The sequence below is a fragment of the Nonomuraea cypriaca genome (assembly GCF_015645445.1).
Lineage (GTDB): Bacteria > Actinomycetota > Actinomycetes > Streptosporangiales > Streptosporangiaceae > Nonomuraea > Nonomuraea cypriaca.
Genome location: NZ_JADOGI010000282.1, coordinates 1 through 12570, shown reverse-complemented (window position 1 = coordinate 12570; position 12570 = coordinate 1). Strand labels below are relative to the sequence as shown.

Sequence of the window (12570 nt, the reverse complement as noted above, 5' to 3'; positions counted from 1 at the left end):
CCCGCGGGGGGCGGAGCCCCCCGCGGGTACATGGTGGGGGGGATGGCCAAGGGGGCTGGCATGCTGGCTCCCGCCCTGGCCACCATGCTGTGTGTCATCACCACCGACGCCGAGCTGACCAGCGAGGAGCTGGACGCGGTGCTGCGCAGGGCCACGGCCATGACGTTCGACCGGCTCGACACCGACGGCTGCATGTCGACCAACGACACCGTGCTGCTGCTGGCCAGCGGCGCCTCCGGGGTGAGGCCGGACCTCGCCGAGTTCGAGCAGAAGGTCACGGAGGTCTGCGCCGACCTGGCCAGGCAGCTCCTGGTCGACGCCGAGGGCGCCTCCAAGGCCATCGCCATCGAGGTGGTCGGCGCCGCCTCGGAGGCGGACGCGGTCAAGGTCGGTCGCTCGGTCGCCCGGTCCAACCTGCTCAAGTGCGCCGTCCACGGCGAGGACCCCAACTGGGGCCGCGTCCTGGCCGCGGCAGGCACCACCGACGCCGTCTTCGAGCCCGACCGGATCAACGTGGCGATCAACGGCATCTGGATCTGCCGGGCCGGCGCGGTCGGCGACGACCGTTCCAAGGTGGACATGCGCCCCAGAGACGTGACGATCACCGTCGACCTGTCGGCGGGCCCGCACACGGCCACCGTCCACACCACGGACCTGACCGCCGCGTACGTCCACGAGAACTCGGCGTACTCCTCATGAGGCTGAGCACCGCGCAGTCCAAGGCCGGCGCGCTGATCGAGGCGTTGCCCTGGCTGACCCGCTTCCACGGCGCCACGATCGTCATCAAGTACGGCGGCAACGCCATGACCGAGGAGACCCTCAAGGAGGGCTTCGCCGAGGACGTCGTCTTCCTGCGCCACGCCGGGCTCCACCCGGTCGTCGTGCACGGCGGCGGCCCCCAGATCAGCGGCGCCCTCGACAGGCTGGGCATCGAGTCCACGTTCACCGCCGGGCTGCGGGTCACCACGCCGGAAGCCATGCAGGTCGTCAGGATGATCCTGACGGGCCAGGTCAACCGCGACATCGTGGGCCTGGTCAACCGGCACGGCCCGTTCGCGGTCGGCATGTCGGGTGAGGACGCCCACCTGTTCACCGCCGTGCGCAAGCACGCCCTCGTCGAGGGCGAGCCCGTGGACATCGGCCAGGTCGGCGAGATCGTCCAGGTCGGGCCAGGAGCCGTGCACGCCATGATCGAGGACGGCCGTATCCCGGTCGTGTCCAGCGTGGCCAGGGGCGACGACGGGCAGATCTACAACGTGAACGCCGACACCGCCGCCGCCGCGCTGGCCGTGGCGCTCCAGGCGCAGAAACTGATCGTGCTCACCGACGTCGAGGGCCTGTACGCCAACTGGCCCGACGACACCGACGTGATCGACCAGCTCGACGCCGACGAGCTGGAGAAATTGCTGCCCACCCTGTCCAGCGGCATGGTCCCCAAGATGGAGGCCTGCCTGACGGCCGTACGCGGCGGTGTGCCCCAGGCCCACGTACTCGACGGCCGCGTCACCCACTCACTGCTGCTGGAAATCTTCACCAATGAGGGAATCGGAACGATGGTGATGCCGTGATGAGCCTGCAAGAGAGGTTCGAGAAAGCGTTCATGCCCAACTACGGGGTCCCGCCGATCGCGCTGGCGCGCGGCGAGGGCACCCGCGTCTGGGACGTGGACGGCAAGGACTACCTCGACTTCATCGGCGGCATCGCGACCAGCTCGCTCGGTCACGCCCACCCCGCCCTGGTCGAGGCCGTCACCAAGCAGGTCGCCACGATCGCGCACACCAGCAACCTGTTCCTGCACGAGCCGGAGGTGCTGCTCGCCGAGAAGCTCCTCGACCTGCTCAACGCCCCCGCCAAGATCTTCCTGGCCAACTCCGGCACCGAGGCCAACGAGGCCGCGTACAAGCTCGCCCTCAAGTACGGCCGCCGCGAGGGCCGCTCCTACTTCGTCGCCGCCGAGAACGGCTTCCACGGCCGGACGATCGGCGCCCTGTCCCTGACCGGCAAGCAGGCGATCAGGGACCAGTTCGGCCCCTTCCCGATCAACGTCCGCTTCGTCCCCTACGGCGACGAGGCCGCGCTCAAGGAGGCCGTGACCGGCGACTGCATCGCGGTGTTCCTGGAGCCCACCCAGGGCGAGGCCGGCGTGGTGCCGCCGCCCGAGGGCTACTTCGAGGCCGCCCGCGAGATCTGCGACGACACCGGCGCGCTGCTGGTGGCCGACGAGATCCAGTCGGCGATCGGGCGTACCGGACACTGGTTCGCCCACCAGGCCGACGGCGTCACCCCCGACATCCTCACCCTCGCCAAGGGCCTGGGCGGCGGCATGCCGATCGGCGCGTGCGTCGGGTTCGGCGACGCGGGCAGCTTGTTCGGCAAGGGCGACCACGGCTCGACGTTCGGCGGCAACCCGGTCTCGTGCGCGGCGGCGCTGGCCGTCCTCGACAACCTCGACCTCGACCACGTCAAGTCGGTCGCCGCCCGGCTGCGCACCGGGCTGGAGGCCGTGGACCACCCGCTGCTGCAGGGCGTGCGGGGACGCGGCCTGTGGCTGGCCACGGTGCTGCGCGAGCCGCGCTCGGCCGAGGTCCAGCAGGCGGCCGCGAACGCCGGCTTCCTGGTCAACGCACTCCAGCCGGATGCGATCCGCCTCGCCCCGCCGCTGGTCGTGACGGCGGACGAGGTGGACGCGCTCGTGACGGCGTTCCCCGCGATCCTGACGGAGGCGGCCAAGTGACGCGGCACTTCCTGCGCGACGACGACCTGTCGCCCGCCGAGCAGGCGCAGGTGCTCGAACTCGCCGCCGCGATGAAGAAGGACCGGTTCGGCTACCGCCCGTTCGAGGGGCCGCGGACCGTCGCCGTGCTGTTCGACAAGCCGTCCGCCAGGACCCGCGTCTCCTTCCACACCGGCATCGGCGAGCTCGGCGGCCTGCCGCTCGTCGTGGACAACGTCTCGGTGCTCATGGGCCGCGGCGAGCCGGTGGCCGACCTCGCCAGGGTGCTCGACCGGCAGGTCTCCGCCATCGTCTGGCGGACCACCGGGCAGGCGCTCATCGACGAGATGGCCGCCCACTCCCGGGTGCCTGTGGTCAACGCGCTCACCGACGAGTTCCACCCCTGCCAGATCCTCGCCGACCTGCAGACCGTCCACGAGCGGCTGGGCCGTACGGCCGGGGTCACGCTGACCTACCTCGGCGACGGCGCCAACAACATGGCCCACTCCTACCTGCTCGGCGGCGCCACCGCCGGCATGCACGTACGGATCGCCGGCCCGGCCGGCTACCAGCCTGACGCCGTCATCCTTGACCAGGCCGCCGCCATCGCCGCGAAGACCGGAGGCTCGGTCGTGGCGCTGTCCGACCCGGTCGCCGCCGCCCAGGGCACCCACGTGATCGCCACCGACACGTGGGTCTCGATGGGCCAGGAAGGCAAGGAGGAGCGGGTGGCCGCGCTCAGGCCGTACCAGGTGAACGGGGAGCTGCTCGAACACGCCGCGCACGACGCGATCGTGCTGCACTGCCTGCCCGCCTACCGCGGCAACGAGATCACCGCCGAGGTCCTCGAAGGCCCGCGCAGCGTCGTGTGGGACCAGGCGGAGAACCGGCTGCACGCCCAGAAGGCGCTGCTCCACTGGCTGGTGTCGGGCGGTACCGGGCGCGGCGGCCAGGGCATGGGTCCGGAGGGCTGATGACCATACCGATGACCAAGGCCGGGCGGCAGGCGAAGATCACCGACCTGCTGCAGCGCCAGGCCGTGCGCTCCCAGCCCGAGCTGGCCAAGCTGCTCGCGGAGAGCGGCGTCGAGGTCACCCAGGCCACGCTCTCGCGGGATCTCGACGAGCTCGGCGCGCTCAAGCTGCGCGCCGAGGACGGCTCGCTCGTGTACGCGCTGCCCGGCGAGGGCGGCGGCCGGATCCCGATCGCGCGGCTGGGCACCGGCGAGTCCCCGGCCGCGCGGCTGCACCGCATCGCCGAAGAGCTGCTGGTGGAAGCCGAGGCGTCGGCCAACCTGGTCATCGTGCGAACCCCTCCGGGCGCGGCCCAGTTCCTGGCCTCCGCCATCGACCACGCCGACTGGAACTCGATTCTCGGCACGGTCGCGGGCGACGACACCATCCTCGTCATCAGCCGCGACCCGGCGGGCGGGCAGGCCGTCGCGGACGCGCTGCTCAAGGCGGCCGATCGACGTAGTCAGCCCGCTCCCTGAGCGGGCCGGCCCCATCAATCAGAGACTTGAGACTTGGAGACCAAGAAATGTCCGAGAGAGTAGTGCTCGCCTATTCCGGCGGCCTCGACACCTCCGTCGCCATCCCGTACCTCGCAGAGAAGATGGACGCCGAGGTGATCTGCGTCGCCGTGGACCTCGGCCAGGGCGGCGAGGACATGGAGGTCGTGCAGAAGCGGGCCATGGACTGCGGCGCGGTCGAGTCCGTCGTGGTGGACGCCAAGGAGGAGTTCGCCGCGGACTTCTGCGTGCCCGCCCTGCAGGCCAACGCCCTCTACATGGACCGCTATCCGCTGGTCTCCGCGCTGTCGCGGCCGCTCATCGTCAAGCACCTGGTGTCGGCGGCCAAGCAGTTCGGCGGCACGATCGTCTCCCACGGCTGCACCGGCAAGGGCAACGACCAGGTCCGCTTCGAGGCCGGCCTGGCCGCGCTGGCCCCCGGCCTCCAGGTCATCGCGCCCGCCAGGGACTTCGCCTGGACCCGCGACAAGGCCATCGAGTACGCCGAGGCCAAGGGCCTGCCCATCGAGACGTCGAAGAAGAACCCGTTCTCCATCGACCAGAACCTCTGGGGCCGCGCCGTCGAGACCGGTTTCCTCGAGGACATCTGGAACGCGCCCACCGAGGAGGTCTACTCCTACACCGCCGACCCGGCCGAGCCGCGCCCGGCCGACGACGTCGTCATCACGTTCGAGCAGGGCGTGCCGGTCAAGGTCGACGGGCGGGCGCTGACGCCGTACCAGATCGTCGACGAGCTCAACCGGCGCGCCGGCGCGCAGGGCGTCGGCCGGATCGACATGGTGGAGGACCGCCTCGTCGGCATCAAGTCCCGCGAGGTGTACGAGGCGCCGGGCGCGATCGCGCTCATCGCCGCGCACATGGAGCTGGAGAACGTCACCGTCGAACGCGACCTGGCCCGCTTCAAGCGCGGCGTGGACCAGCGGTGGAGCGAGCTGGTCTACGACGGCCTGTGGTTCTCGCCGCTCAAGAGCGCCCTCGACGCGCTGATCGCCGACGCCCAGAAGCACGTCACCGGCGAGATCCGGATGACCCTGCACGCCGGCCAGGCCACCGTCACCGGCCGCCGCTCCGACGCCTCCCTGTACGACTTCTCGCTGGCCACGTACGACACGGGCGACACCTTCGACCAGTCGTTGGCCAAGGGCTTCGTCCAGCTCTTCTCCCTGCCGGCCAAGATCGCGGCCGCCCGCGACGCGAAGAAGGGCTGACGTGCACTATGGTCGCCGGGGGAAAAGCAGAGGAGATGACGGTGAGTGATGGCAAGCCGATGCGGCTGTGGGGCGGGCGTTTCGAGGGTGGCCCGGCTGACGCGCTGACCCGGCTGTCCGTGAGCGTGCACTTCGACTGGCGGCTGGTGCCGTACGACCTGGCCGCGTCCAGGGCGCACGCCCGCGTGCTGCACAAGGCGGGGCTGCTGAGCGACGAGGAGCTCGAGCGCATGATCGGCGCGCTCGACGACCTGGAACGCGCCTGCAAGGCGGGTGAGTTCCGGCCGACGGTCGCCGACGAGGACGTGCACACCGCGCTGGAACGCGGCCTGCTCGAGCGGCTCGGCTCGCTCGGCGGCAAGCTACGCGCCGGGCGCAGCCGCAACGACCAGATCGCCACCGACCTGCGCCTCTACCTGCGCGACCACGCCCGCACGATCGTCTCGCGCCTGGTCGAGCTGGAGACGGCGCTGATGACCCAGGCCGCCACGCACGCCGAGACCGCCGCGCCCGGCATGACACACCTGCAACACGCGCAGCCTGTGTCGTTCGGCCACCAGCTGCTGGCGCACGTGCACGCCTTCGCCCGCGACATCGACCGGCTCACCGACTGGGACAAGCGCGCCGCGATCTCCCCGCTCGGCGCCGGCGCGCTCGCGGGCTCGTCGCTGCCGCTCGACCCGCAGGCCGTGGCCGAGGAGCTGGGCTTCTCCGCCGCCGCACCCAACTCGATGGACGCGGTCGCCGACCGCGACTTCGCGGCGGAGTTCCTGTTCGACGCGGCCATGATCGGCGTTCACCTGTCGCGGCTCGGCGAGGAGATCGTCCTGTGGGCCTCGCAGGAGTTCCGCTGGATCGAGATGGACGACGCCTACTCCACCGGCTCGTCGATCATGCCCCAGAAGAAGAACCCCGACGTGGCCGAGCTGGCCCGCGGCAAGTCCGGGCGCCTGATCGGCAACCTGATGTCGCTGCTGACGACGCTCAAGGGCCTGCCGCTGACCTACAACCGCGACCTGCAGGAGGACAAGGAGCCGGTGTTCGACTCGGTCGACACGCTGCTGCTGGTCCTGCCCGCGATGGCCGGCCTGGTGGCGACCATGCGGGTCAACACCGCGCGCATGGAGGCGTCCGCGCCCGACGGGTTCGCGCTGGCCACCGACCTGGCGGAGCTGCTGGTGCGGCGCGGGGTGCCGTTCCGCGAGGCGCACGAGGCGGTCGGCCACCTGGTGGTCTGGTGCCAGGTCAACGACAAGGACCTGGGCGACCTCACCGACGACGAGCTGGTCAAGGTCTCGCCGCACCTGACGCCCGACGTGCGCGGCGTGCTCAACGTGCCCGGCGCCCTGGCCGCGCGCAAGGCCCATGGCGGCACCGCTCCTGACCGCGTACGCGACCAGTTGATCGCGCTCAGGGAGGCGGTCGACGCGCAGGCGGCATGGGCCGCGGGGAGCTGAGCTCCGCCGCGCTGCCGCGGAGCTTCTTCGACCGGCCGTCCCACGAGGTGGCGCCCGACCTGCTCGGGCGCGTCCTCGTGCACGGCTCCGTCGCCGTGCGCCTGACCGAGGTCGAGGCGTACGGCGGCCCCGGCGAGGACCCGGCCGCGCACACCTACCGCGGCAGGACCCCGCGCAACGCGGTGATGTTCGGCCCACCCGGTCACCTGTACGTCTACTTCACCTACGGCATGCACTTCTGCGCGAACCTGGTGTGCCTGTCCGAGGGCTTCGGCTCGGCCGTGCTGCTGCGCGCGGGCGAGGTCGTCGCGGGCCTGGACGAGGCCAGGTCCCGCCGGTCCAAAGCGAAGGACCGCGACCTCGCGCGCGGCCCCGCCAGGCTCACCGTGGCCCTCGGCCTGCTGCGCGAGCACAACGGCCTCGACGCCGTCCGCGAGGTCTCACCCGCCGGGTGGCCCCGGCAGTCGGCCACCATGCTCGAAGGGCGGCCGGTGCTGCCCGAGGTCATCAGGTCGGGTCCGCGCACGGGCGTCTCGACGGCCAAGGAGACGCCGTGGCGGTTCTGGATCGACGGCGACCCCTCCGTCTCGCCGTACCGCGCTCACGTGCCGCGCCGCCGCAGCGTGGCGGCCACCTCGGTGGGCGAGGTGCCGAGCTCGTGAGGGCTGAAGACGTGCAGGTAGTCGCCGGTGTCGATCTCCAGCATCTCGCTACGGAGCCCCCACCGCCTGCGCACGTCCACCTTGATGTCCCAGATCGCCTCCCAGGGCACGTGCCGCCGGCCCGCGAACCCGTGGACCACGGTGATCCCGCTCTCGTCGGCCGCCAGGCGTACGGGGGCGATCAGATCACGCACCCCCATCCCGCCCACCAGGACGGCGGCGGGCACGGCCAGGATCACACCGCGCACATCGCCTGCCACCCACCAGTAAACGGCGAGCCCGGCACATACCAGACCCCCTAAGATCTTGAAAACGGCCAGCTCGCGACGGACCCTCCACATGGAGACAGAGCGTATCCAAGTGGCGGTCACCCTGGGCGATCAGGCACGCTGTAACCACCGACGCCTACTGGAAAGCCAGCATCGTGACCGACATCCTTGACGACCTCGCGTGGCGAGGCCTGATCGCCCAGTCCACCGACCTCGAGGCGCTGCGCGCGTCCATGGCGGAGGGGCCGATCACGCTGTACTCCGGTTTCGACCCGACCGCGCCGTCACTGCACATCGGTCACTTCGTGCCGCTGCTCACGTTGCGCCGCTTCCAGCTCGCCGGGCACCGCCCGATCGGTCTGGTCGGCGGCGCCACCGGCCTGATCGGCGACCCGAGCGGACGCAACACCGAGCGCTCGCTCAACGCCAGCGAGGTCGTCGAGGAGTGGGTGGAACGGCTGCGCGGGCAGGTCGGCCGCTTCCTCGACTTCGAGGCCGGGCCGAACGCCGCGCTCATGGTCAGCAACCTCGACTGGACCGGCGAGCTGACCGCCATCGACTTCCTGCGCGACATCGGCAAGCACTTCCCGGTCAACCGCATGCTGGCCAGGGAGTCCGTGTCCGCCCGCCTGGCCGGTGAGGGGCTCAGCTACACCGAGTTCAGCTACCAGATCCTGCAGTCCAACGACTACCTCGAGCTCTACCGCCGCTACGGCTGCACGCTGCAGATCGGCGGCAGCGACCAGTGGGGCAACATCATCGCGGGCGCCGACCTGATCCGCCGCGTCGAGGGCGGCCACGTCCACGTGATGACCCTGCCGCTGATCACCAAGGCCGACGGCACCAAGTTCGGCAAGACGGCGGGCGGCGCCCTCTGGCTCGACCCGGAGATGACCTCCCCGTACGCCTTCTACCAGTACTTCCTCAACTCCGACGACCGCGACGTGATCCACTACCTCAAGGTGTTCACGTTCAGGAGCCGCGAGGAGATCGAGGCCCTGGAGAAGGCCGTCGCCGAGCGCCCCTTCGCCAGGGAGGCCCAGCGGACGCTGGCCGAGGAGCTCACCGAGCTGCTGCACGGCAAGGAGGAGCTGGCCGCGGTCCAGGCGGCCTCGAAGGCGCTGTTCGGCCAGGGTGCGCTGGAGGACCTGACGGCCGCCACGCTGGCGGCGGCGCTGGCGGAGGTGCCCAAGGCGAGCGTGCCCGCGCTCGGCGCCCCCCTCGTCGACCTGATGGCGGACAGCGGCCTGGTGGAGTCCAAGTCGGCGGCCAGGCGGACGATCAAGGAGGGCGGGGCGTACCTCAACAACGTCAAGATCACTGACGAGGGCTACGTGCCGGCGGCCGCGGATCTGCTGCACGGCCGCTTCATGGTCCTGCGCCGCGGCAAGAAGTCGATCGGCGGCGTCGAGGTCGGCTGATCCCCTCACCCGAGCGGGCCCTTCCCGAAGCGGAGGGGCCCGCTTTTCCGTGCCACACCCGCCCCGCTCCCGCCGCCCCCGTCACGAGCAGTGCTCCCGCTTCACGTCGCCGTCCTGCTCCTGCCGCCCATCACCGGCAGGTGCTCCCGCCGTACGTCACCGGCAGGGGCTCCCGCCGTGCCTCACCGGCGGGTGAACAGGGCCACCGTCAGTCCCGGCAGGTCGGCGGAGTGCTTGGCGGAGCTGAGTTCGTAGCCGGCCCGCTCCACCTCGGCGACGCGCGGAACCGCGTCGCCTTCCAGGCCCGACTGCTTGGTCCCGCGCCAGACCACCCACACCCGGTCGCGCTTCTCCAACGCGGCGGCGACGTCGGTACGTTCGGGGTAGCCGAAACCGTCGGGAGAAGGCGCGTTGCCGGCCTTGAGCACGTCGACCGGCATCAGCGAATCCGCGTAGTACTCGAATCCCGTCCGCAGCTGGCTCTGCCCGTAGACGATCGCGTCATCGGGCTCGGCCCTGATCACACGCAGCGCCCATGGGATGTTCTCGAACCGCCCGTTCTCCTCCCGCACCTCCACATGGTCGGGGAAGGCCAGCGCGCAACCCAGCAGTACGACCACCACCCCGGCCGCCACCTGGAACCGGGGCAGGCAGGCGACCGCCACACCCGCCAGCAGCGCCAGCGCCGGGGCGGTCACGAAGAGGTAGCGGTCCACGTACACCGGGGTCACGAGGTGGGACACGGCGAGTAGCAACAGCGGCGGCAACACCAGCCACCCCACCAGCACGAACACCCACCGCCCAGACTCCACACCACCCTGGCCGAAATCCGCGGTCCCGCCGTCTGATGCCGCCGGGCCGAGGCGCGCGGACCTGCCGTGCCGTGGTGTCGCGCCGCGATTCCCGGCTCGCCACAACAGGACGGCCCCGGCCAGCGCCAGTGTGAACAGCAGCACGCCGAGCCCGGTGGCCCCCGCCGCCATCTTCGGAAACTTCAGCCACACCTCGGGCCCGCGCTGCGGAATCCAGCTGATCGCGTGCCGCTCTCCGTACCCCACCAGCCCCAGCACCACGGCGGGCACGCACCCGGCGGCCAGCGCCGCGAACATCGGCACCACCACGGCCCGGCGCGCCAGCACCAGGTGCGCGGGCAACACGAGCACCGCGAACAAGTGCGTGGCGCACACGAGCGCGACGGCCACCCCGTAAACCGCCCACCGCCGGCCGTCCGACCGTTCGACGGCCCGATGCAGCGCCCAGAACGAGAACACCACCGCCGCCGCGGCGAACGCGTACGACCTGGCGAAGGCCCCGTAGTAGGACACTGAGGGCAGGATCGCGAAGATGGCGGCCGCGACCACGCCGGCCCGGATGCCGTACAGCCGCCGGCCCAGATCCACCAGGAGCCAAGCCGACACGGCGATCGCCACCGCCGAAGGAAGCCGCAGCCACAGCTCCGCCGTGCCCACCTTCATCCAGAAGTGCATGAACAGGTAGTACGGCAGGAAATGGCCGTCGATGTGCTGCGCCAGCTCCCACATCCCGGACAGTGACCGCGACGCGGAGCTGATCGTGGCCAGCTCGTCGCCGTTCAGGGTGGCGGCGGTTGTTCCCGAGAACGCCGCCGCTCCGGCGATCAACGCCATCCACCAGGGGGCCGACGTGCGGAGACGTTCGGCCGGACGGGTCGGGGGAGCGAGTGTGGCGGCAGTTGTCACCGGGGAAGGATACGCGCCAGAGGCCCAGGAACACGGCAAACGTGATGGTTTCCGCGTACCGGATCTTCGTCGATCAGGTGGCGTGAGCACGATCAGAGATCAGAGCGCCGGTCAGGCGGGAGCGCCCGCGAGCACGAGCAAAGCGGCCAGGATGACGGTGAGGCGGGAGTGCTGCCGAGCACGAGGAGGGCGGCGGTCAAGCGGGAGCGCCTGTGAGCGCCCGGCAAGCGGCGGTCAGGTGGGTGGGCCCGCGAGCACGAGGAGGGCGGCCAGGGCGGCGTCCTTGTGGTCGCGTGTCCACGGGGCGCCGACCTGTGCGCGCAACCCGTCGACCCGCCCTGACACGGCCGGACCCAGTATCCGGGCCGCCGTGCCGCGCAGCTCCTTGAAGTCGTACCGGCTCACCGTGAGGCCCACCTCTCGCGCCCCGTCCATCAGCGCCTCGTGGTAGAGCTCGCCCTCGGCTCCGTGCAGGTAGTGGTGTTTCCCCAGCACTTCGCCCAGGTCGTCGGGCACCATCATCCGGCCGGCGCCGACCGCTCCCAGATCGAGCGCCACACCGAGCACGTCATGCCCGGCCAGCTCGTGCGTGGCGGAGGCGAGGGCGTCTCGGGAGGCCGTACGCGCCGACCGTTCCACGCGGCCGATCAGGTCGGCCGCCGTGTCGAGCCCCAGCCCGGCCGCGGCATGGTAGGGCTGGTCGGGCAGCGCAGGATCGTCGAGCAGCGTCACCCGCCGGCGCAGCACCACCTGCGGCGTCTCCGGCGCGCCCGCCACCGCCACCACCACCGCCCAGCCACAGTGATCGCGCACCCCGATCGCCACCGAACCCACGTCCGCTCACCTCCGTGTCTCTGGGGGAAGGCACATGTCCTCAACGGTACGGCTGTCCGCCTCGCCTTTCCCAGGGCCTTCAAGGGGACCTTGCCAGGAGCCCCCGTCCCTCGTGGTGCGTCTGCTCTTCTTCTCCTGGCATGGACTGGCAAGCAGGCCTCACGGTGACACCGCCATGTCCTGGAGGCCCAGCTCAAAGCGCCCGGACGTCGCGGTGGCCGTACAGAGGCCGGGGCGCTCCCGGCGGGGTGATTTGACGTGAGGCGGAAGGCGACCTAGTCTTTCACTTTGCCCCGGGAGTGAGCCGGACGCCGGTCAGGCGGACGGGCCCCAGGGCGAAGCCCCTTGATATGACGAGCCACTCGGTGGAGCCGCTTCGGCATGCTCCGGTACGAGTCCGTCTCCGGGCACTCGAGGATCGCCGAAAAACCGGTTGATTTGACGGGCCCTGGATGGCACGGTAAGTTGCGAGGGTTGCCCCAGAACGGGGCGCACCATATTAGAGGGATTCGATCGAGCTTCTAGCAAATCTCCGGATTTGACTTGAAACGGGCGAATCAATTAATATGAATGAAACGTGAATCACGCCTCCGGGTCGGGATCCTGAACAGGACTTCGGCAAGGATGTATGCGTCCGTTTCTTGAGAACTCAACAGTGTGTTAAAAGCCAGTGCATGTTTTACATGTATGACCCCGTCATTGGTTTGACGGATTCCTTTTGAAGGTTGGGATTTTCATTCCCTCCAGGCATTTTTTG

At 70.5% G+C, this 12570-nt stretch carries 12 protein-coding genes; 9 read left to right on the top strand and 3 right to left on the bottom strand.

Annotated elements, in window-relative coordinates:
* The 8 genes from ITP53_RS48680 to ITP53_RS48645 form a co-directional block, all read left to right on the top strand.
* Nucleotides 1-699: bifunctional ornithine acetyltransferase/N-acetylglutamate synthase (locus ITP53_RS48680; protein WP_195902287.1), on the top strand; the 699-nt coding region annotated here is incomplete at its 5' end.
* On the top strand, nt 696-1568 hold the full coding sequence (gene argB / locus ITP53_RS48675) for an acetylglutamate kinase (protein WP_195902286.1): 873 nt from the start codon (nt 696-698) through the stop codon (nt 1566-1568). The genes ITP53_RS48680 and argB, both read left to right, overlap by 4 nt.
* Entirely contained in the window at nt 1568-2734 is a 1167-nt protein-coding gene (locus tag ITP53_RS48670; RefSeq protein ID WP_195902285.1) for an acetylornithine transaminase, read from the top strand. The genes argB and ITP53_RS48670 overlap by 1 nt, the downstream gene beginning before the upstream one ends.
* Nucleotides 2731-3687 carry an ornithine carbamoyltransferase gene (gene argF, locus ITP53_RS48665; protein ID WP_195902284.1) on the top strand — a complete coding sequence of 319 codons (957 nt, stop codon included), beginning with the start codon at nt 2731-2733 and terminating at the stop codon, nt 3685-3687. Before ITP53_RS48670 ends, argF begins: the two co-directional genes overlap by 4 nt.
* Nucleotides 3687-4205 (top strand): arginine repressor, encoded by a 519-nt coding sequence (locus ITP53_RS48660; protein ID WP_195902283.1) that lies wholly within the window; start codon nt 3687-3689, stop codon nt 4203-4205. Before argF ends, ITP53_RS48660 begins: the two co-directional genes overlap by 1 nt.
* 47 nt (nt 4206-4252) lie before the next feature.
* Nucleotides 4253-5452: an argininosuccinate synthase gene (locus ITP53_RS48655; RefSeq protein WP_195902282.1), complete on the top strand. Its 1200-nt coding sequence runs from the start codon at nt 4253-4255 to the stop codon at nt 5450-5452.
* 35 nt (nt 5453-5487) lie between these two features.
* A complete protein-coding gene (argH, locus tag ITP53_RS48650; RefSeq protein WP_195902281.1) occupies nt 5488-6909 on the top strand; it encodes an argininosuccinate lyase in 1422 nt (473 codons plus the stop codon).
* Nucleotides 6891-7571: a DNA-3-methyladenine glycosylase gene (locus ITP53_RS48645; protein WP_195902280.1), complete on the top strand. Its 681-nt coding sequence runs from the start codon at nt 6891-6893 to the stop codon at nt 7569-7571. The genes argH and ITP53_RS48645 overlap by 19 nt, the downstream gene beginning before the upstream one ends.
* Here ITP53_RS48645 and ITP53_RS48640 read toward each other — a convergent pair.
* Nucleotides 7511-7912 (bottom strand): PH domain-containing protein, encoded by a 402-nt coding sequence (locus ITP53_RS48640; RefSeq protein WP_195902279.1) that lies wholly within the window; start codon nt 7910-7912, stop codon nt 7511-7513. The two genes, ITP53_RS48645 and ITP53_RS48640, sit on opposite strands and share 61 nt — an antisense overlap.
* Nucleotides 7913-7995: 83 nt before the next feature.
* Here ITP53_RS48640 and tyrS point away from each other — a divergent pair, with 83 nt between their 5' ends.
* A complete protein-coding gene (tyrS, locus tag ITP53_RS48635; protein WP_195902278.1) occupies nt 7996-9261 on the top strand; it encodes a tyrosine--tRNA ligase in 1266 nt (421 codons plus the stop codon).
* A 182-nt stretch (nt 9262-9443) separates the two neighbouring features.
* On the opposite strand, the gene ITP53_RS48630 is transcribed toward tyrS, so the two are convergent.
* Together ITP53_RS48630 and ITP53_RS48625 are read right to left on the bottom strand one after the other, a co-directional pair.
* Nucleotides 9444-10979, bottom strand: coding sequence for a glycosyltransferase family 39 protein (locus ITP53_RS48630; protein WP_328818244.1), 1536 nt, complete (start codon nt 10977-10979; stop codon nt 9444-9446).
* A 234-nt stretch (nt 10980-11213) separates the two neighbouring features.
* Nucleotides 11214-11813, bottom strand: coding sequence for a hypothetical protein (locus ITP53_RS48625; RefSeq protein ID WP_195902277.1), 600 nt, complete (start codon nt 11811-11813; stop codon nt 11214-11216).
* Between the last annotated feature and the right edge of the window lie 757 nt (nt 11814-12570).